This window comes from Trinickia sp. (genome assembly GCF_051953405.1).
Lineage (GTDB): Bacteria > Pseudomonadota > Gammaproteobacteria > Burkholderiales > Burkholderiaceae > Trinickia.
In genome coordinates, this window is sequence record NZ_JBQCIV010000103.1 from 1 (window position 1) to 19,413 (window position 19,413).

21 protein-coding genes and 1 pseudogene are annotated in these 19,413 nt (G+C 64.0%); 13 read left to right on the forward strand and 9 right to left on the reverse strand.

Annotation, left to right across the window (positions count from 1 at the left end; genetic code table 11):
- Both ACTHN9_RS17595 and ACTHN9_RS17600 read left to right on the forward strand, forming a co-directional pair.
- On the forward strand, nt 1–631 hold a 631-nt coding region (locus tag ACTHN9_RS17595), incomplete at its 5' end, for an elongation factor 1-alpha C-terminal domain-related protein (RefSeq protein ID WP_440538054.1).
- 146 nt (nt 632–777) lie between these two features.
- On the forward strand, nt 778–1,953 hold the full coding sequence (locus tag ACTHN9_RS17600; protein ID WP_440538055.1) for a porin: 1,176 nt from the start codon (nt 778–780) through the stop codon (nt 1,951–1,953).
- A 92-nt stretch (nt 1,954–2,045) separates the two neighbouring features.
- Here ACTHN9_RS17600 and ACTHN9_RS17605 read toward each other — a convergent pair whose 3' ends face one another.
- On the reverse strand, nt 2,046–2,195 hold the full coding sequence (locus tag ACTHN9_RS17605; RefSeq protein ID WP_440538125.1) for a glycine zipper 2TM domain-containing protein: 150 nt from the start codon (nt 2,193–2,195) through the stop codon (nt 2,046–2,048).
- Nucleotides 2,196–2,380: 185 nt separating this feature from the next.
- Entirely contained in the window at nt 2,381–3,190 is an 810-nt protein-coding gene (locus ACTHN9_RS17610; RefSeq protein ID WP_440538056.1) for a helix-turn-helix domain-containing protein, read from the reverse strand.
- Between the two features lie 580 nt (nt 3,191–3,770).
- Between ACTHN9_RS17610 and ACTHN9_RS17615 the strand changes: the two are divergent.
- From ACTHN9_RS17615 to ACTHN9_RS17640, 6 genes and pseudogenes are all read left to right on the forward strand, one after another.
- Nucleotides 3,771–4,478: pseudogene (locus ACTHN9_RS17615) on the forward strand (c-type cytochrome).
- Nucleotides 4,475–5,764, forward strand: a complete 1,290-nt coding sequence (locus ACTHN9_RS17620) for a c-type cytochrome (RefSeq protein ID WP_440538057.1) — start codon at nt 4,475–4,477, stop codon at nt 5,762–5,764. The pseudogene ACTHN9_RS17615 and the gene ACTHN9_RS17620 overlap by 4 nt, the downstream one beginning before the upstream one ends.
- Nucleotides 5,765–5,785: 21 nt before the next feature.
- Complete coding sequence (locus tag ACTHN9_RS17625) at nt 5,786–5,968, forward strand: hypothetical protein (protein ID WP_440538126.1); 183 nt, start codon at nt 5,786–5,788, stop codon at nt 5,966–5,968.
- Between the two features lie 9 nt (nt 5,969–5,977).
- Nucleotides 5,978–6,547 carry a cytochrome C oxidase subunit II gene (locus ACTHN9_RS17630; RefSeq protein ID WP_440538058.1) on the forward strand — a complete coding sequence of 190 codons (570 nt, stop codon included), beginning with the start codon at nt 5,978–5,980 and terminating at the stop codon, nt 6,545–6,547.
- A complete protein-coding gene (locus tag ACTHN9_RS17635) occupies nt 6,537–8,162 on the forward strand; it encodes a b(o/a)3-type cytochrome-c oxidase subunit 1 (RefSeq protein ID WP_440538059.1) in 1,626 nt (541 codons plus the stop codon). The genes ACTHN9_RS17630 and ACTHN9_RS17635 overlap by 11 nt, the downstream gene beginning before the upstream one ends.
- A complete protein-coding gene (locus tag ACTHN9_RS17640) occupies nt 8,159–8,947 on the forward strand; it encodes a c-type cytochrome (RefSeq protein WP_440538060.1) in 789 nt (262 codons plus the stop codon). The genes ACTHN9_RS17635 and ACTHN9_RS17640 overlap by 4 nt, the downstream gene beginning before the upstream one ends.
- A 49-nt stretch (nt 8,948–8,996) precedes the next feature.
- Here ACTHN9_RS17640 and ACTHN9_RS17645 read toward each other — a convergent pair whose 3' ends face one another.
- The 4 genes from ACTHN9_RS17645 to ACTHN9_RS17660 are packed head-to-tail and all read right to left on the reverse strand — an operon-like array spanning nt 8,997 to nt 11,486.
- Entirely contained in the window at nt 8,997–10,256 is a 1,260-nt protein-coding gene (locus tag ACTHN9_RS17645; RefSeq protein WP_440538127.1) for an FAD-dependent oxidoreductase, read from the reverse strand.
- Between the two features lie 31 nt (nt 10,257–10,287).
- Entirely contained in the window at nt 10,288–10,713 is a 426-nt protein-coding gene (locus ACTHN9_RS17650) for a DUF6691 family protein (protein ID WP_440538061.1), read from the reverse strand.
- Between the two features lie 15 nt (nt 10,714–10,728).
- Entirely contained in the window at nt 10,729–11,154 is a 426-nt protein-coding gene (locus tag ACTHN9_RS17655) for a YeeE/YedE family protein (RefSeq protein ID WP_440538062.1), read from the reverse strand.
- Nucleotides 11,151–11,486 (reverse strand): ArsR/SmtB family transcription factor, encoded by a 336-nt coding sequence (locus ACTHN9_RS17660; protein ID WP_440538063.1) that lies wholly within the window; start codon nt 11,484–11,486, stop codon nt 11,151–11,153. The genes ACTHN9_RS17655 and ACTHN9_RS17660 overlap by 4 nt, the downstream gene beginning before the upstream one ends.
- Nucleotides 11,487–11,576: 90 nt before the next feature.
- On the opposite strand from ACTHN9_RS17660, the gene ACTHN9_RS17665 reads away from it, so the two are divergent.
- On the forward strand, nt 11,577–12,437 hold the full coding sequence (locus tag ACTHN9_RS17665) for an MBL fold metallo-hydrolase (RefSeq protein WP_440538064.1): 861 nt from the start codon (nt 11,577–11,579) through the stop codon (nt 12,435–12,437).
- A 69-nt stretch (nt 12,438–12,506) separates the two neighbouring features.
- Here ACTHN9_RS17665 and ACTHN9_RS17670 read toward each other — a convergent pair whose 3' ends face one another.
- Nucleotides 12,507–12,977 carry an Rrf2 family transcriptional regulator gene (locus ACTHN9_RS17670; protein ID WP_440538065.1) on the reverse strand — a complete coding sequence of 157 codons (471 nt, stop codon included), beginning with the start codon at nt 12,975–12,977 and terminating at the stop codon, nt 12,507–12,509.
- A gap of 195 nt (nt 12,978–13,172) precedes the next feature.
- Here ACTHN9_RS17670 and hemN point away from each other — a divergent pair, with 195 nt between their 5' ends.
- Complete coding sequence (gene hemN / locus ACTHN9_RS17675; protein WP_440538066.1) at nt 13,173–14,618, forward strand: oxygen-independent coproporphyrinogen III oxidase; 1,446 nt, start codon at nt 13,173–13,175, stop codon at nt 14,616–14,618.
- 15 nt (nt 14,619–14,633) lie between these two features.
- Nucleotides 14,634–15,335: a Crp/Fnr family transcriptional regulator gene (locus ACTHN9_RS17680; RefSeq protein WP_440538067.1), complete on the forward strand. Its 702-nt coding sequence runs from the start codon at nt 14,634–14,636 to the stop codon at nt 15,333–15,335.
- Here ACTHN9_RS17680 and ACTHN9_RS17685 read toward each other — a convergent pair.
- Nucleotides 15,312–16,628, reverse strand: coding sequence for a hypothetical protein (locus ACTHN9_RS17685; RefSeq protein WP_440538068.1), 1,317 nt, complete (start codon nt 16,626–16,628; stop codon nt 15,312–15,314). The two genes, ACTHN9_RS17680 and ACTHN9_RS17685, sit on opposite strands and share 24 nt — an antisense overlap.
- Nucleotides 16,628–16,861, reverse strand: a complete 234-nt coding sequence (locus tag ACTHN9_RS17690) for a DUF2249 domain-containing protein (protein WP_440538069.1) — start codon at nt 16,859–16,861, stop codon at nt 16,628–16,630. Before ACTHN9_RS17690 ends, ACTHN9_RS17685 begins: the two co-directional genes overlap by 1 nt.
- A gap of 280 nt (nt 16,862–17,141) precedes the next feature.
- Here ACTHN9_RS17690 and ACTHN9_RS17695 point away from each other — a divergent pair, with 280 nt between their 5' ends.
- Both ACTHN9_RS17695 and ubiU read left to right on the forward strand, forming a co-directional pair.
- Nucleotides 17,142–18,317 (forward strand): NAD(P)H-dependent flavin oxidoreductase, encoded by a 1,176-nt coding sequence (locus tag ACTHN9_RS17695; protein WP_440538128.1) that lies wholly within the window; start codon nt 17,142–17,144, stop codon nt 18,315–18,317.
- A 29-nt stretch (nt 18,318–18,346) separates the two neighbouring features.
- Nucleotides 18,347–19,372, forward strand: coding sequence for a ubiquinone anaerobic biosynthesis protein UbiU (gene ubiU / locus ACTHN9_RS17700; protein WP_440538070.1), 1,026 nt, complete (start codon nt 18,347–18,349; stop codon nt 19,370–19,372).
- The last annotated feature ends 41 nt before the right edge of the window (nt 19,373–19,413 follow it).

The window sequence follows — 19,413 nt, forward strand, 5'->3', positions numbered from 1 at the left end:
GCAGGCCACGGGCGACGCGCTGCGTTTCCCGGTGCAATGGGTGGCGCGCCAGGACGGCGCGAGCGCCGACGACTTCCGCGGCTACATGGGCCGTGTGGAGGCGGGCGAAGTGCGCGTGGGCGATACGATCGTCGTGCTGCCGGCCCAGCGCGAAGCGACAGTGGCGGAAATCATCGCGCCGGTGCCGGGCGGCACAGCGGCCGTGGATCGCGCCTTCGCGGGACAAACGGTGACGATCCGCTTGACGCAAGACGTGGACGTCTCGCGCGGCGATACGTTCGTGGCGGCGCTAGCAGCGCCGCAGCCGGCCAAGAAGCTGAATGCTGACTTATGCTGGTTCGACGAGGAACCGCTTTCCACACAACGCAAATATCTACTGAAGCAGGCGACGAATACGGTATTCGCGCGAGTGAGTGCCGTGGAAGACGTGCTCGATGTTCATACGCTGTGTCAAATAAAGTCTGTTTGTGACATGAATATGAACGATATCGGCCGCGTCGTATTGGCGCTACAAAAGCCGATTATCTGCGATGCTTATGATAAGCATGCAGCTATGGGCGCATTCGTTCTTATCGACGAGGCCACGCACCACACCGTCGCAGCCGGCATGATTCGAGCATCCGCGACATAGGTGTATTGCAAAAACCGAAATAATGACTGTTAACAATACGCCACATTAAACAAAAAATTCACAAAGACGCTCCGGAAATGAGCAAAAATTCGCCCCGGCGCTATTGGGGCCGCTTACCCATTCACAAATACCACTCAAGAGAAATGATGAACAAACGTATCCTCGTGGCTGCCGTGCTCGGCAGCATCGGCGTGGCCGCTCACGCGCAAAGCAGCGTGACGTTGTACGGCTTGATCGACGCGGGCGTGAGCTATGTCAACCACGCAGGCGCGAACTCGAAGAGCCTGACGAAGTACGACGACGGCGTCGCGCAAGGCAGCCGTTGGGGCCTGAAGGGCAACGAAGACCTGGGCGGTGGCCTGAAGGCGATCTTCACGTTGGAAAGCGGCTTCAACAGCGGTAACGGCACGCTTGGCCAAAGCAATGCCACGACGCAGCGCCTGTTCGGCCGTCAAGCCTTCGTCGGTCTTGCCAAGGACGGCATGGGCTCGGTAACGTTCGGCCGCCAATACTCGATGTCGACGGACGTGCTGGCCAACTACACGACGGGCGGCAACACGGTTGCAGGCAACTACGCGTTCCACATTAACGACGTCGACCAACTGACGTCGAGCCGTGTCGACAACGCGATCAAGTTCACGAGCGCGAATTTCGCCGGCGTGACGTTCGGCGCGTTGTACGGCTTCTCGAACCAAGCCGGCGCGTTCGCCGGTGCGCAGGGCACGGGCAGCAGCAACTCGGGCGGCTCGGCACGCACGTACAGCTTCGGCCTGAACTACGCGGCCGGCCCGATCGGCGTCGGTGCGGCTTTCACCGATATCCGTTATCCGAGCCAGCAACAAGGCTTCAACACGGGAATTTCGAACGTGTCGCCCATCAGCTCGGCGAACGTCAAGGAACTGCGCACGTTCGGTCTGGGCGCGCGTTACTTGATGGGTCCGGCGGCGTTCTGGGCATTGTGGACGAACACGCGCCTCGTGCAACAGCCGGGCACGGGTTCGACGAACCTCGTGTTCGACGCGTACGAAGCCGGCGCGAAGTACTCGTTCACGCCCGCTTTGACGGCTGGCCTGGGCTACACGTACATGCACCTCGGCGATGCGGCTAAGGGTCACTTCAACCAAGTCGACCTGAGCCTCGACTACGCCCTGAGCAAGCGTACCGACGTGTACGTGCTCGGCATCTACCAAAACGCCGCGGGCAATAACGGCGGCACGGCCGTGCAAGCGCAAATCGGCGATTCGACGAGCTACTTCGGCCCGTCGGGTTCCAACTCGCAATCGCAAGTGGCCGCGCGCGTCGGCATCCGTCACAAGTTCTAATGTGACGACATAGGCGGCTCGACCGGCCGCCTATGGTCAGAAAAAAAGGGGCACCGCGATGAGCGGTGCCCCTTTTTTGCAACGTGGATTGCTTATTTGCTGAGTTCGTACCCGACGACGCCACCCGCCACGGCGCCGCCGACCGTCCCCAGCGTGCTGCCGTGCGTCAGCTTGTTGCCGGCGTACCCGCCGGCCGCCGCGCCGCCGAGCGTGCAACCCGTCAACAGCGCAAGCGACGCCATGCCCGCCGCGCATACGAACTTCAATCGTCCCAATCGCTTCATGATCGCCTCCCATCGGCCCGACGTTGCGCGTCGACGCTCGATCGAGCCCCATGCATGCCAGTTGAAAGCATGAGAAGTCACGCAAGCTCCGTGCCCACGGCCATGGGCGCGCTCATTGGCCCCGAGCCGGCCGGCCCGGCCGGTTACGAAGGATGATGCGCGACTTCGATCAATCCGGCGAAGTCGAGAATCCGCACTTCCTTTCCGTGAACTTCGATGAGGCCCTGCTTCTGAAAGCGCGACAGTGTCCGGCTCACGGTTTCGAGCTTGAGCCCGAGGAAGCTGCCGGTTTCCTCGCGCGTCATGCGCAGCACGAATAGGCTCGGCGAATACGAACGCGCTTGCCATCGACGCGACAGATCGAGCAAGAATGCGGCGACGCGCTCGTCCGCCGTCATCGTGCCGAGCAGCATCATCGCGTTGCTTTCGCGTACGAGCTGCGCGCTCAGCATGCGAAAGACATGCTGCTGTACGACCTTCACTTCGCGGCTCAGCAATTCGAGCAGGTCGTACGGCATGACGCACACGCTGCTGTCCTCGAGTGCGATCACGTCGCTCGCGTAATGATTGGCCGCGATGCCATCGGTGCCGAGCGATTCGCCCGAGACGTAAAAGCCCGTGACCTGCTCGCGGCCATCGGCCAGCAGCGTGACCTTCTTGAACGAGCCTGTGCGCACGGCGTACAAATTGGTGAAGCCATCGCCGATCCGGTACAGCGCCTCGCCCTTCTTCACATGGCGATAGCCGAGCACAAGGTTTTCCATTTGCTGCGAGCACGCGAGCGCGTCGGGATTGACCGCGCAAACGGGGCGCAGCGAGCACGTCTTGCAGGAGGACGATGCAGCGGCTCGCGGCGCTCGCGCATGGGCCGCCGGCTCGGCGTGTACCGCAATGGACAAGAGCCCCTTGTTGGCCGCCTCGTGATGGGCAGCGCGTTCGCTGGTACCGAACATTTGTCTTCTCCTGGTTGCATCGAGTTGCATCGATAAGCGCGAGACACTTCGTCGCTCCGCGCCCGGCTCGCGCTGGGCCGGCATTCATGCGACAGATGTGTCGGCATGCAGTGTCCCTCAGAGCCTTATCGCTGCCCATCATCTGGAAGATGAGCCTCGCGTCGGTGCTGGCGTACAACCTGTAGGGAAATTCCTACAACCGATGCGGCGTGCGCGATCGTGCCCGTCATGGCTAGCTTCTTGCGTTGCAGCATGTTTGTCACGTGCGGACGGCGCGGCGAACCGCCGCATGGCCGATGCGCAACGGATGCGCGCTCTCGCGAATGCATGATCCAAATCAAGTCTGCGCGGGTGCGGTGCTGTTCTAATCACAGAGTTTTGGCGATTGAATCGGTCCGCCGGCAACCAGTCGGGATTCGAGCGCGCTCTACTCCACGCGAGTGCTTTCGTCTTCGTTTGCATTGATTAGAATCGACTGCACAGCTAGGAAAAGACGCATTGCCGTTCCGGTCCGCACCGCTGCAAGCAGCAAGCCGTGGGCGCGCCACATATCGTTCGTGTCCCCGGAGACGATGACGTGATGCTGAAAAGAAGAATCGCTGCTGTGCTCCTGGCTGCGCTCGTCGGCGCGGCCGCTCACGCGCAAGAGGCGCAACCCGAGCGAGCCCCCGATACGATGCAAGCCCGTGTGCTCGCCTGCGCCGCCTGCCATGGCGCGCAAGGCCAAGGCACCGACAACGACTACTTTCCCCGCTTGGCGGGCAAGCCGGCCGGGTACCTCTACAACCAGCTCGTCGCCTTTCGCGACGGCCGGCGACAGTACCCGCCGATGAACTAGCTGCTCGCCTACCTGCCCGATGCCTACTTGCATCGGATCGCCGACTATTTCGCGAGCCAGCGTCCGCCCTATCCGAGCGCCTCGACGCGGGCCGTCTCGGCCGCGTTGCTCGCGCGCGGCGAACAACTCGTGAAGTCGGGCGATCCGAGCCGGCACATCCCGGCTTGCGCGGCCTGTCACGGCGCGGCGCTCACGGGCATGGAGCCCGCGATTCCCGGGCTGCTCGGGTTGCATGCCGAGTACATCAGCGCGCAGCTCGGCGCGTGGCGTTACGGCACGCGCAAATCGTACGCGCCCGACTGCATGCATGAAGTCGCTTCGCGTTTGACGAACGACGACATCACCGCCGTTGCCGCATGGCTTGCGGCATCGCCGGGCGCGGCCAATCCCGCGTTCGCCCCGGCGGGCAGCTTGAAGATGCCGCTGCGTTGCGGCAGCGAACCGCAATGACGGAGTCTTTCGTGCCAGCCATTCTTTCTTTCTCTCGCTCGCTTGCGCGCGTGGGCGCCGGCATCGTGCTTGCCGCATCGAGCGCGTCCGCGTGGGCCCAAGGCCCCGCGAGCGCGAACGTCGACGTCGTCAAACAGGGCGCATACCTTGCGCGCGCCGGCGATTGCATCGCTTGCCACACGCAGCCCGGCGGCAAACTCTTCGCCGGCGGCCGCCCGATGCCGACGCCGTTCGGTACGCTCTATTCGCCGAACATCACGCCCGATCCCGAAACGGGCATCGGCGGCTGGACCGCGGACGAGTTCTATCGAATGATGCACGCGGGGCGCTCGCGCGACGGCGCCCTGCTCTATCCCGCCATGCCGTATGGCGCGTACACGAAAGTCACGCGTGCCGATTCCGACGCCATCTTCGCCTATCTGCGTTCGGTGCCTGCCGTGCATCAGCCGAACCGGCCGCACGAGCTGCGTTTCCCCTACAACAACCGCGAGCTGTTGCTCGGCTGGCGCACGTTGTACTTCCGCGAAGGCGAGTACCAGGCCGAACCCACGCGCTCGGTCGAATGGAATCGCGGTGCCTACCTCGTCCAAGGTCTGGGCCATTGTTCCATGTGCCACACGGCGATCAACGCGCTCGGCGGTAGTTCGGAGTCCAAAGCATTCGAGGGTGGTCTGATCCCGATGCAGGACTGGTATGCCCCTTCGCTGACGTCGAACAAGGAGGCCGGGCTCGGCGATTGGACCATCGGCGACATCGCCGATTTGCTGCAAAAGGGCGTGTCCAAACGCGGCGCGGTGTACGGTCCGATGGCCGAGGTCGTCTACGACAGTTTGCAGTATCTGTCCGACGACGACGTGCGCGCGATGGCGGTCTACTTGAAGTCGCTGCCGCAGCACGGCGGCGAAACGCCGGCCGCCGGCGGTACCGTATCGGGCGAAGAACGCGATCTGCTCTCGCAGCTCGGCTCGAAGATTTACGATGCGCAGTGCGCGACCTGCCACGGCAAGCATGGCGAGGGCAAGCTGCCCGACTTCCCGCCGCTCGCGGGCAATCAATCGATCCAAATGACCTCGGCCGTCAATCCGGTCCGGATGGTGCTCAACGGCGGCTACGCGCCGGGCACGACCAAGAACCCCTCGCCCTACGGCATGCCGCCGTTCGCACAGTCGCTCTCCGACGAGGAAGTGGCGGCCGTCGTGACGTTCATTCGCACGGCGTGGGGCAATCACGGCACGCCGGTAACGGCCAAGGATGCCAACGCGCTGCGCTCCGCGCCGCTTTATTGAATCGAGGACGTCTTGAATCCCATGAATACCGATAACGAGGCGCATTCGAACGCCGGCGACGCCGAGGCCGAGCGCGTGGACGAAATCGTTCGCTCGGGGCCCGCGGGCGCGATCGCGGTGGCCGGCATCGCCACGGCCATCGTCGTGGCGCTCTGGTTCGCGTTCTACTTCCTGGTCTTCCTGCCGCGCGGCGTCATCCACTGAGCGAGCGATATGTCGAACATTCCTTCTTCCCGCCACGCGGAAAGCGCAGCGGTTGCCTCGCGCGTCGAGCGCAAGTGGGCGGCGGTCGCCGTGGCGATCATCGTTCTGCTCGTCGCGATGGTGGTCTACACCGGCTTGCATTGGGCGATGATGCCGCCGTCGCGCGTCGAGACGATCGATCCGACCACGCTGCACGTGTCGGGCGAATTCATCGAAAGCAACCTGGGCAGCGCCGTCGAAACGGACGGATCGGTCACCGTGCGGATCGTGGCCCAGCAGTATTCGTTCACGCCCCAATGCATCGTGGTGCCGGCCGATACGCCGATCACGTTTCGCGCGACGAGCGCCGACGTGGTGCATGGCTTTCTGATCGCCGACACCAACATCAATTCCATGGTCGAGCCGGGATACGTCTCGACCTTCAAGACGAGCTTCGCGCGCAGCGGCGAACACCTCATGCCCTGCCACGAATACTGCGGCACCGGCCACGAAGGCATGTGGGCGCATGTGAAGGTGCTCGATCGCGCCGCGTTCGACAAGCTCGCGGCCAACGCCCGGAGGCTTAGCTGTGCTCAATAACAAACGACTCGTCCTCGCGCACTTCTGGTTCGCCTTCGCCACGTTCGGCGTCGCGCTGCTGCTCGGCGCATGGCAAATGTACGTGCGCAGTCCGATGCACGCCTGGCTCGGGCAGCCCGAACTCTATTACCGCTCCGTCACCGCGCACGGCTCGGTCATGGGCTACGTTTTCCCGACGCTCATTGCGATGGGCTTCGGCTACGCGATCAGCGAGATCTCGCTCGAGCAGCCGCTCGTCGGCAAGCGCTTCGCTTGGCTCGGCTGGTGGCTCGTCGCCGTCGGTTCGATCATGGCCGTGATTCCCGTCGCGCTCGGGCGCGCCTCGGTGCTCTACACGTTTTATCCGCCGATGGTCGGCAACGCCTTCTACTACATCGGCGTCGTGCTCGTCGTGGTCGGCTCGTGGATCTGGGTGGCGCTGATGTCGATCAACCTGCGGACCTGGAAGCGCGCGAACCCGGGCAAGCCCGTGCCGCTGCCGATGTTCGCGAATGTCGCCGGCTCGTATCTGTGGGCCTGGACGGCGGTCGGCGCGGCGATCGAAATCCTGTTTCAGATCCTGCCCGTTGCGCTCGGGCTCAAGACGACGATCGATGCGGGGCTGGCGCGTGTGTTCTTTTCCTGGACGCTGCATGCCATCGTCTATTTTTGGTTGATGCCCGCTTATATCGCCTATTACACGCTCGTGCCGCGTGCGGTGGGCGGCCGGCTCTATAGCGACGCGATGGCCCGGATCTCGTTCATCTTATTCCTCGTCGTGGCGATGCCGATCGGCATTCACCATCTGTTCGCCGATCCGCAGGTCGGCTCGGGCTTCAAGTTCCTGCAATCGGTCTTTACCGCGCTCGTCTCGGTGCCGACGTTGCTGACCGTCTTCACGATTTGCGCCTCGGTGGAAATCGCGGGCCGGCTGCGCGGCGGCAGCGGTCCGTTCGGCTGGCTGCGCGCGCTGCCCTGGCACGAACCGATGATGTTGGCCGTTGCGTTCTCGTTCGTCATGCTGGGCTTTGGCGGCGCGGGCGGGCTCATCAACATGAGCTACCAGCTCGACTCGACGATTCACAACACGCAGTGGATCACGGGCCACTTTCATCTGATCTTCGGCGGCGCGATCGTCATCATGTACTTCGGCATCGCCTACGAGCTATGGCCGCAACTGACGGGACGCGCGTTGACGAGCATGAAGCTCATGCGCTGGCAACTGTGGCTTTGGTTCATCGGCATGATCGTGACGACGTTCCCGTGGCACTACGCCGGCATTCTCGGCATGCCGCGGCGCATGGCCTACTTCGACTACAGCAACCCGGCGATCGCACCCGAGGCGATCACGGTGGATATGTCGGTGATCGGCGCGCTGATTCTGGTCGCTTCGGCCGTGCTGTTCTTTATCGTACTCGCGCGCGGCCACCGCGGCGAAAAGACGGTGCAGCCGGCGTTCACGTTCGCGACCGCGGTGCACCCGCCTACGACACTGCCGGTCGCACTCAATAGTTTCGGTCTGTGGGTCGCGCTGATGATCGCCCTGACCGTCGTCAACTACGGCTACCCGATCGCCCAACTGCTCGCGCTCAAGCAGTCGTCGGTACCCGCGATCTATATGGGAGGCCCGCGATGAGCACCGAACGTCTGTTCTCGCTGCGCAACCGGTGGTTCACCGTCAGCGTCGGGTTGACGGCCGGCGTGGCCATCGTTTCGATCTTGATCGGCTTTATCTGGTTGCCGTCAGTTCAAACCGATAAGCCGTTCACGGGCATTTGGAACTCGATCTGCAGCGCGGCCGGCGTGCCGCAGCAATGGTTCGTGTCGACGCCTGTGACATCGAACGTGAAGACGAGCGAGGTGGTCGTCACGCCGACGATGTTCGCGCATGTCGATGCGCTCTCGATCGGCCGCGGTGCGACGCTGGCGTTGCGCTGTTCGATGTGTCACGGGCCGCAAGGCGTCAGCCAGGCGAATTCGCCGAATCTCGCGGGGCAATACGAAACGGTGGTCTACAAGCAGCTCAAGGATTTTCAGAGCGGCGCCCGCACGAACGCCGTCATGAGCCCGATGGTCGGCGCGCTGTCCGATCAGGACATGCGCGATCTGGCCGCGTACTACGCGTCTTTGCCGAAGCTGGCCGGCTATCATCCCGCGGGCCAACCGGTGCCGCCGATCGTGGCGTCGGGATCGCCGATGCGCAACATCGCACCGTGCGCATCGTGTCACGGCGCGGCCGATCACAAAACCGGCGCGCCTTGGCTCGAAGGCGAACCGGTGGCCTATATCCGCGCGCAATTGCAAACGTTCGCAGCGGGCGAGCGTCACAACGATATCGCCGAGCAGATGCGTAACGTGGCTCGGCAAATGACGCCGGCCGAGATCGAAGCGGCGGCACGCTACTACGCGAGCCAGCCATAAACGGTTCGGCAGAACCGGGCGCCGGCGCACGCGCCACGCTCGGGCGGCGTCAAACCGACGTTTTCGTGAACCATTCGCGTGCCTTGAGCATGCCGTTCCAATAGAACCACGGCAACAGTTTGGCCTTGAGCAGCCACGCGAGAGTGCTGGGCTGGGTCGGATCGAGCGGGAACGTCGGCAAGAGTTTGCCGCCATAGCCGAATTCCGCCAGCACGACCTTGCCCTTTTCGACCGTCAGCGGGCAGGCCCCATAGCCGTCGTAGCGACGCGGCATCAAGCGGCCCGCACGCATGGCCAGCAGGTTCTCGGCGACGACGACCGCTTGCTTGCGCGCGGCGGCAGCCGTTTTCGCATTGGGCACCGAGCACACATCGCCGAGTGCGAACACGTTCGGATACCGCGGGTGCTGCAGCGTCGCATGATCGACTTCGCACCAGCCGGCCGGATCGGCCAATGCGCTGTCGCGAATGAAATCGGGCGCCACTTGCGGCGGGACGACGTGAATCATGTCGAACGGCTTGGCCACGCGCGTCGTGACGCCATCGGCGCCGGCGACATCGAAATGCGCGACCTTGCCTGGGCCGTCCACGGCCACGAGATTCGAGCTGAACGCCAGATTTGCCCGATAACGCATGACGTATTTCATTAGGGCGGGTACGAACGCGGCGACGCCGAACAATACCGCGCCGGCCGTGTTGAACTCGACATCGATTCGATCGAGCACGCCCGAACGGCGCCAATGATCGCAAGCGAGGTACATCGCCTTTTGCGGTGCGCCTGCGCATTTGATGGGCATCGCCGGTTGCGTGAAGAGCGCCGAACCGCCTTGCATCGAGCGCACGAGATCCCAGGTATAAGGTGCCAAATCGTAACGATAGTTCGACGTCACGCCGTCCTTGCCGAGTGCTTGCTCGAGGCCGTCGATGCGCTCCCATGCGAGACGCAGCCCCGCCGCGACGATGAGATCGCGATACGGAACGGTTTGACCGTTGTCGAGCCGCACGCGGTTTTCGTCGGGCTCGATGCGGGCCACCGCTGCGCGAATCCACGTGACGCCGTCGGGCATCACTTCGTTCATCGGCCGACGGGTGCGCTCGACGTCGAACAGACCGCCGCCCACGAGCGTCCATGCAGGCTGGTAATCGTGCGTCTCGCGCGGCTCGACGATGGCGATCGTCAAGCTCGGCTGACGGCGCAAGAGGCTCGCCGTCACGGCGATGCCCGCCGATCCGCCGCCGATCACGACGACATCGAACGTGGTGTCCCACGTGCAAGCGGGGGCGACGCTCGGCGCGCTGTGCTGCGGCATGCTGGTGTTCGACATCGGCGTGATCTCCCGATCAGGTACGAGCGGCAACGCGCCGCGTGAACATTGAATGAAGGGCCATTCCCGCGAGCATCGCGAGCACGAACAGCCACGCTTTGGGTTCGCCGCTGGACGCGGTGACGAGCGCCGGGCCCGGACAAAAGCCGGCGAGCCCCCAGCCGATGCCGAACAGGGCGCTGCCGACGATGAGAGGACGGTCGAGCCGGGTGGCGCTCGGCCACGACATCGGGGCACCGAGCAAGGTCGTGCTCCGGCGGCGTGCGATCGCGAAGGCAACGGCGCCGATCGCGACGGCGCCGCCCATGACGAAAGCAAGGGAAGGATCCCAGCGGCCGGCCAGGTCGAGAAAGCCGAGCACTTTCGAGGGATCGGCCATGTGGGACACGATAAGGCCTAGGCCGAAAAGCAAGCCTGCGGCGAACGCGGACAAAGCGAGCATGTGGGTGGGATACGGTTAAAGGTGCTTGAGTAGGAAGACGGTGAGAAAGCCGAACGCCATGAACGTGGCCGTCGCCGCAAACGATCGCCCGGAACCGCGCGAAATACCGCACACGCCGTGGCCGCTCGTGCAGCCCGATCCGTATCGGGTGCCGAAGCCCACGAGCAGACCGGCGGCGATCAGCATGGGATTCGAGGCCGCGACGACGACTTCGGGCAGCGGCGCGACGAGGCGCCAAAGCCAAGGCGCGGCGATCAGCCCGACGAGAAAGGCGAGCGGCGAAGCGCGATCGGTCGAGGCCTTATCGATCAGACGGCCGAGCATACCGCTGATGCCCGCGATGCGCCCGTTGAGCAACATATACAGCGCCGCCGCCAGGCCGATCATGATGCCGCCCGCTAACGCGGAGGACGGGGTGAAGTGCAACGTGTCGAGCGTCATGCCTTCCCGCCCTTGGCCTTGCCGCAAAACAGCTCCGATAACGTCTGCATCACCCTCACGACTTCGTAGCTGGCGAGACTGTAGTAGATGTACTTGCCTTCTCGCCGGGCGGCGACGAGCCCTTCTTCCCGCAATACGCCGAGATGTTGCGACAGGCTCGGCTGATGCAGCCCGACGCTCGCTTCGAGTTCGCCCACGTTCTGCTCCCCCGCTGTGAGCTGGCAGAGCAGCAACAAACGATCCTCGTGCGCCATCGCTTTGAGCAAGGCACAACACTGCGCCGCCGATTGGCGCAACTCGTCCCGGCTTTGTGCACTAAGCTGATCTTGCATCTGTGCCGCATCCATCTGTCAATATGTTGACGAACATTATATTGATGGATATAGTGTTTGGCAACTTCACATTTGAACCGAGGCTTGGCGATGCATCCCTGCGTAGAGCCGTTTTTCGATCCGGCCACCTCCACCTTTACCTACGTCGTGCATGCCGGCGATGGCACCCCGGCCGCCATCATCGATTCGGTGCTCGATTACGATCCGAAATCGGGCCGTACATCGACGGCGTCGAGCGATCGCGTGATCGCTTTCGTGCGCGAGCACGGGTTGCAGGTGCAATGGCTGCTCGAAACGCATGCGCATGCGGACCATTTGTCCGCAGCGCAGTATTTGAAGTCGCATGTTGGCGGCGAGATCGGCATCGGCGAGCAAATCCGCACGGTCCAGCACAAGTTCAAAGGGGTGTTCAACCTCGGCGCCGACGTGTCGGAGGACGGCGCGCAATTCGATCATCTGTTCGCGGCCGACGAAACCTTCTCGATCGGCTCGCTCACCGCCCGCGCATTGCACGTGCCGGGGCATACCCCTGCCGACATCGCCTATTGGATCGGCGATGCCGTGTTCGTCGGCGATACGTTGTTTATGCCCGATGTGGGTTCGGCGCGCTGCGATTTCCCCGGTGGCGACGCGCACATGCTCTACCGATCCGTGAAAACGTTGCTGTCGCTACCGCCGCAAACGCGCTTGTTCATGTGTCACGACTATCCGCCGCCCTCGCGTGCCGCGCGTTGCGAAACGACCGTCGACGAACAGCGCCGTGCGAACGTGCATCTGCACGAAGGCGTGACCGAGGGCGAGTTCGTCGAGATGCGCGTCGCGCGCGATCGCACGCTTTCGATGCCGGTGCTGATCTTGCCGGCCGTCCAAGTGAACATTCGTGCAGGCGACATGCCGCCGCCCGAATCGAACGGTATTCGCTATCTGAAGATCCCGCTGAACGTGTTTTGATCGAGCGTGGGGGCGTGCGCAAAGCGCGCCCGGCATCAAGCCTCGCCTTGTCTCCGCCTCACCTTCGCTTCACTTCCGCGCAAGCCGTACCAGCGGACGTTCTGCGGTGTTGAGCCCGAGCAATCGCGTGAGCTTGCCCTGCTCGGCCGCGATATCGGCCAGCGTGAATTTGTCGAGCACATCGAAATAAGCGCGCAACGCGCTGCCGAGCACACCGCGTAGCCCGCACGCCGCGGTAATCACACAAGCGTTGCCCTCGGTATCGAAGCACTCGACCATGCGGAAATCCGGCTCCGTCGTTCGTACGACATCGCCGACGGTGATGCGAGAAGCCGGCCGGCCGAGCTTCAATCCTCCTGTCCGGCCGCGCGTCGTGCTCAAGTAACCGGCGCGCCCGAGCGCGTGCACGATCTTGACGAGGTGTCCGCGCGCAATGCCTAGCGCTTCGGAGATTTCCCCGATCGTGACAAGTTCGTCGGAGCGAACGGCCGCGTACATCAGCACGCGCAGGCTGTAATCGGTGAAGTCCGTGAGTCGCATAGCGCACCTATAAAGTCGATTAATTGTATATCTTTTAGGCGCATTCGCACCTGCTTTGCTCGCCCTAGCGCCTCGCGCGGCGGCTGCGTGCGAACGAAACATTCATGACATGCATCAAGTTTGCGGCGCGCACCGGTTCGATAATGGATCCAGGGCGGCCACGCCGTGCGGCCCCGACCATCAACGAGAAAGACCATGTCCGTTCATGTGGAGCCTAGCCGCTCGACCCGTGAAGGCGACTCGCTCTCCGATATCGGCCGCATCGCCGACATCGAACTATCGGAGGCGCTGGTTCGCCGCTTCGACACCGCGGGACCGCGCTATACGTCTTACCCGACCGCCGATCGTTTCGCGCCCGAGTTCGACGAAGCCGCCTATCGCGGCCACCTTGCCGAACGCGCCCAGGCGGCGACTAAACCGCCGCTTTCCGTCTATGTGCATTTGCCGTTTTGCGAATCGCTTTGCTACTTTTGCGCGTGTAACAAGGTCATCACGCGCGACCACGGTCGCGCGGCGGAGTATCTCGCCTATCTGCTGCGCGAAATAGCGATGGTCGCGCCCGAGCTGGGGCGCGAGCGGCGCACGTCGCAGCTTCATCTCGGCGGCGGAACGCCGACGTTTTTCAGCATCGCCGAACTCGGCCGTCTGACCGACGCGTTGCGCGGGCATTTCGATTTCGACGAGCAGGCCGAACTGGGCGTGGAGATCGACCCGCGAACCGTAACCGACGACACCTTGTCGCAGCTCGCGGCACTGGGGTTCAACCGCACGAGCTTCGGCGTTCAGGATTTCGATCCGGCCGTGCAACAGGCCGTCAATCGCATCCAACCGCTCGCGATGGTGGAGCGCGCGCTCGGCGCGAGCCGCGACGCCGGCTTCGAATCGGTCAACATCGACTTGATCTATGGCCTGCCGCGCCAATCGGCGGCGAGCTTCGACCGGACGCTGGACGAAGTCGTCCGGCTTTCGCCCGATCGCATCGCACTGTACAACTACGCCCACCTGCCGAGCCGCTTCAAGGCGCAGCGGCTGATCGATGCGGCCGAGTTGCCGCCCGCCGAAGATCGGCTCCGAATCTTCATCCGTGCAACGCGGCGCTTGCTGGAAGCAGGCTACGTCTATATCGGCCTCGATCACTTCGCCAAACCCGACGACGAACTGAGTCGCGCGCTGCGCGCAGGCAGCCTGCATCGCAACTTTCAGGGCTATACGACGAAGGCCGAGTGCGATCTCGTCGGCTTCGGCGTGTCGGCCATCGGCAAGATGGGCCGCAGCTACTGCCAATCGACGCGCTCGGTGAAGACGTATTACGAACGCTTGGACGAGGGGCGGCTGCCCGTCGAGCGCGGGCTGACGCTGTCGGCCGACGATCTGCTGCGGCGCGAAGTCATCATGACCTTGATGTGCAGCGTACCGCTCGCGTATCGGGCGATCGAGGCGCGGCATAACATCGAATTCGCGCGTTACTTCGAACGCGAACTCGTGGCGCTCGCGCCGTTCGTCGCCGCCGAGCTGATCGAGCTTGGCGACGAAGCGATTCGCATTCTGCCCAAAGGACGCCTATTCGTGAGAGCTGTCGCGATGACCTTCGATCGATATCTCGCGCGGCCTAGCACCGCATCGTATTCGAAGCTGATCTAGCTCGACGGAGCCCTTATGCAAAAGCCGAAGATCCGCGTTCAGGATTTTCTCGCCCGGATGCCGCTATTCAACGAGCTGTCAGGCGATGAACTCGACCGCATCGCACAGGGCACGACGCAACAGAGCGTCGGGCGCAAAGAGACGGTGTTTCATTGCGGCGACCCCTGCACGGGCTTGCATGCCGTCGTCTACGGACAGATCAAGCTCAGCGTGATCTCGCCGCTCGGCGAGGAAAAGGTCGTGCGGCTAGTCGGCTCCGGCGACAGCTTCGGCGAGGCGCTGATGTTTCTCGGCAAGCCGTATTTCGTTACGGCGCAGGCGCTCGCCGATTCGTTGCTGCTGCATGTGACCAAAACGGTTGTCGTCAACGAGCTGCGGGCCGATCCCGACTTCGCCTGCAAGATGCTCGCGGGCATGAGTGCGCGCCTGCACGCGTTGATGCGCGACGTCGAAGCGTATTCGCTTCGGTCGGGTACTCACCGAGTGATCGGCTATCTGCTCGCCCAGCCGGGCGAGTCGGAAACGGATGGCGAGAACGAGCCGTTGCGCGTGCAATTGGAGGTCGGAAAAAAGATGGTGGCATCCCGGCTCAACCTGACGCCCGAGCATTTCTCGCGCATCTTGCACGAACTCGGCACGCGCGGCCTCCTGGCCATCAACGGCCGCGAAATTTTTATTCCCGATCCGTCGAAGCTACGCGCGGCGTGCGCGTACTGACTCGATCTCGCGCGCCGCGCGACGATACACGCGCAGCGCGCGCGCCACGTTGACGCCGAACCACGCGCTCGACACCGCAAGAGCAAACGCGGCCGGGCGGGCGAGGGCGCCAGGCCACACGCATGCCGCGAGCATCGACACCAATGCGCCCAGATGAACCCAAAATTGTGCGCGCGCGTGCGAGTCGGGCAATACCGCTTTCACCTTCGGCACGGCGGAAGAACGCACGTCGAGCGCGGCCTGAAGGTGGTACCAAAGCAGAAACGGGACGATCTTATAGAGCATGCCGTTGATCGCCGATAGGATCGCGCCGACGAGCAGCAACACGCCGGCCGCGAATTCGAGCGATGGGGCTCGCATGGCGGCAGCGATCGTCGCCACTAGCGCGCTGCCGACGAGGCTCGTCATCGACGTACGCCAGTAGAGCGTCGTGGCATCCGGCTCGGCACGCTTTCGCCGGCGTAGCAGGGCAAGCGTGATGAAGGCGAACACGCCGAAACCGCAGAGCGGGAGCAGGACGAGCGCCGCCGCCAAATGCGGATCGAGCCGGTGTGCGAAGCTCGCCGGAAGCGAAGCGAGAACGAGCGAGAACAACGAAGCCGGCGCAAACCAGCGGGTCAGCCAACGCGGGTAGGGCTCGGTGACCTGAAACATCGGAATGACCTGATACGCCACGCCGGCCGTCAAGAGCCCGACCCAACCGCCGAGGCCCCAAAGCAAATGCATATCGGTCAGCGCGACGACATCAAGCGCGACCGGGTGCGCGAGCGAGACGGCGAGACACGCGCCGAGCGCGACGGCGAACGTCAACGCGGCCAGCGCCAGACGGATCGCGCGCAAGATGTCTTCGAGGCCCTGAGCGCGCGCACGCGAGCCGCGTGCCAACCCGATCGCGCATGCGCCGACAAACCAGAGCACGGCCGAGCCGCAGGCGAGCGCGGCGATCGGAAAGAGTGCGGCGACCGAGCTGACGAACCCACCCGCCAGGGCGATCGTGCCGAACGTGAGCAAAGCATGAATGCCGCTCGCGCCGGTTCGGCCTGCCGCAACTTGCACGCCGGCCACGACCGGCAGAATCTGCAGCAGTGCGCCGATCATCGCGCTGGCGAACACGCCGAGGGTCATGAGGTGCGTGGCAGCGAGCGTGAACGCCGACCAGCGCGTGGCGAACGCGGACGGCCCCGCATAGAACAGCAGCGCCGACGCCAGCACCGCGAACACCGGCGCGTTCAACAGCAATCGCAACGGTGCGCCGAGCGTCGGTGAGGCATCGAGATCGAGATCGCGCCGCATCAGCGCGTGCGCCAGATATCGATCTCGTAGTGCCCGGCGCTTGGGCCGCACACTTCGCAATCGAAGCCGGTCCGCGCGAGCAGCGCGAACAGAGGAAGCGGCTCGCGATCGATCACCATGCGCAGATACGCGTCGGCAGCCAGCGTGCGCAGCGCCGCGAGCACGCGCTCCATCGGTTCGGGCGGTTCGAGCCCGCACAAGACGAGCGTCGTTTCGCAGACAAGCGGTTTCATGTGGTACTTCGTCGCAGCGTGCGCGGCGCGGATAGGAGGAGGGCACACGCGGCCCACGATAGCAAAGGGCGCAGCGCGCGCGGGGAATAACCGCGTTCGCCATGAGCATACGTCCTTGCCGAAACCCCTTCTTGACCCAGGTTAAGGTCCGAGGCGCAGCGTCGCCTCACACTGTCGAACACTTGGATCGTCGTGAGGTTGTGCCGTGTCAGTGCTTGAGGCTGGATTCGAGCCCCTGCGTATCAAGGGCAAAGCGTTGTTGCCGATTGTGCAGGGCGGAATGGGGGTGGGCGTGTCCGCACATCGTTTGGCGGGGACCGTTGCCTCGCTCGGCGCACTCGGCACGATATCGAGCGTGGACTTGCGTCGGCACCATCCCGACCTGATGGCGAAGACGGGGCGCTCGCGCGATCGCGCGCTCATCGACGCCACCAATCTGGAAGCGCTTGGGCGCGAAGTGCGCGCCGCGCTGACGCTCTCGAAGGGCCGGGGCGCGGTGGCCGTGAACGTGATGCGGGCCGTGTCCGCCTATGCCGACTACGTGCGCTGCGCTTGCGAGCACGGCGCGCATGCCGTGGTCGTGGGGGCGGGGCTGCCGCTCGATTTGCCGGAACTCACGGTCGAGCATCCCGATGTCGCATTGATTCCGATCTTGTCGGATGCGCGAGGGATCGGCCTCGTGCTGAAGAAGTGGATGCGCAAGCAGCGGCTGCCCGATGCGATCGTCATCGAAAACCCGCGCTTTGCGGCCGGGCACCTCGGTGCGCCGACGCTCGACGGTGTGGCGAACCCGCATTTCGCGTTTCCGGAAGTGATCGAGGGCACGCTCGCGCTGTTCAAGGACCTTGGCCTCGAGCGCGAGAAGATTCCGCTGATCGCGGCTGGGGGGATTCACACGCACGAGCAAGTGCGCGATTTGATCGCCTTGGGCGCAACGGCCGTTCAATTGGGGACGCCGTTCGCGGTAACCGAAGAAGGCGATGCGCATCCGAACTTCAAGAAGGTGCTCGTCGAAGCGACGCCCAGCAACATCGTCACGTTCATGAGCGTGGCCGGTCTGCCGGCGCGAGCCGTGCGCACGTCATGGCTGGACGATTACCTCGACAAAGAAGCCAAGCTGCAGGGCGTGGCGAAGGCGCGCAAATGCACGGTGGGGTTCGATTGCCTGCAGCAGTGCGGCTTGCGCGACGGCATCGCCAAGCATGGCCAGTTCTGCATCGACCAGCGGCTCGCGTACGCACTTGCGGGCGACATCAAGCGCGGCTTGTTTTTCCGAGGCTCGGAGGCGTTGCCGTTCGGCAATCGGATTCGCCCCGTGCGCGAACTGATCGCGTACCTGCTGACCGGATCGCGGCCGCTCGCCGACGCCGATGCCGATGCCATCCGTTCGGATGCAGCGGGCACGGCGATTCGGCCGCCCGAACAAGCGTCTATCCATTTGCACAAAGCGGCTTGACCGCCGAACCCGATGTCCACGATCGACCCATGACGAACGATCGCTCCCCGCACCCGCAGATGGAACTTGTCTGCCCGGCGGGCAGTTTGCCCGCGCTCAAGGCGGCGATCGACAACGGTGCCGACTGCGTCTATCTCGGCTTTCGCGATGCGACGAACGCGAGAAACTTCGCCGGTCTGAACTTCGACGAAGCGTCGATCGCGAACGGCATCGCGTACGCCCATGCGCGCGGGCGCAAGGTGTTCCTCGCGCTCAATACCTACCCGCAGCCGACGGCTTGGCCCGTCTGGCGCGCGGCCGTCGACCGCGCGGCGGGCGCGGGCATCGACGCGGTCATCGTCGCCGACCCGGGGCTCATGCGCTATGCGCGCGAGCGTCATCCCGACTTGCGGTTGCATTTGTCGGTGCAAGGCTCGGCGACGAACTACGAGGCGATCGAGTTCTATCGCGCGCAATTCGGCATTTCGCGGGCCGTGCTGCCGCGCGTGTTGTCGATGACGCAAGTCGAGCACGTGATCGAGCACACGACAGTCGAACTCGAAGTATTCGGTTTCGGCAGCCTGTGCGTGATGGTGGAGGGGCGCTGCGCCTTGTCGTCGTATGTGACCGGGGAATCGCCGAATACGCACGGCGTGTGTTCGCCGGCCAAGCACGTGCGCTGGCAGCGCACGGCGCAGGGCTTGGAATCGCGGCTGAACGGCGTGCTGATCGATCGCTACGCCGACGACGAAAACGCGGGCTATCCGACGCTGTGCAAGGGCCGCTTCGACGTGGCGGATGAGCACTACTACGCGATCGAGGAGCCGACGAGCCTGAATACGCTCGAACTGTTGCCGCGACTCATGAGCATGGGCGTGCGCGCGATCAAGATCGAGGGGCGACAGCGCAGCCCGGCCTACGTCGCACAAGTAACGCGTGTCTGGCGAGAGGCGATCGATCTATGCCGAACCAACGCCCAGCGCTACACCGTAAAACCGGGATGGATGAGCGAATTGGATAAAGTGGCCGAAGGGCAGCAGCATACGCTCGGCGCTTACCATCGTCCGTGGAAATGACGCGGCGCGGCCGAAGAAGCCAGCCCGCTGGAGTGCTTGAA